General features: G+C 37.6%; 1 pseudogene. It reads right to left on the minus strand.

From position 1 onward, the window contains the following. Positions 1-299 (minus strand): annotated as a pseudogene (locus tag HMPREF9441_RS18930) (tryptophan synthase subunit beta); the annotation flags it as partial. Between the last annotated feature and the right edge of the window lie 68 nt (positions 300-367).

Below are 367 nucleotides of genomic sequence, written 5' to 3' on the forward strand. Positions count from 1 at the left end.
ACCTGTCCCAACGCATTGTTAATCTTGTGAGCCCCTGTATGGTTGAGGTCTTCGCGCTTTAGGTAGATATCCTGCCCATAATGAGCACTAAGATTCTTAGCGTAATACAAAGGAGAGGGTCTCCCTACGTAGTTTTTGAGTAAATCCTGTAGTTCTTCTTCAAAAGCAGGGTCGTTTTTAGCTTTCTGATATTCTTTTTCTAGTTCAGTAAGGGCATACATAGCTGTTTCAGGCACGTATTGCCCGCCAAACTTACCAAAATAGGCTTTAGTATTATGATTTTCTATTTCTGTATTCATTTGCTAATTCTCTAATTTGCTAATTTGCTAATTTTTCTATAAGTCTTTGTATAAGAGAGCGATTTTTG

It is taken from the genome of Paraprevotella clara YIT 11840 (genome assembly GCF_000233955.1).
Classification (GTDB): domain Bacteria; phylum Bacteroidota; class Bacteroidia; order Bacteroidales; family Bacteroidaceae; genus Paraprevotella; species Paraprevotella clara.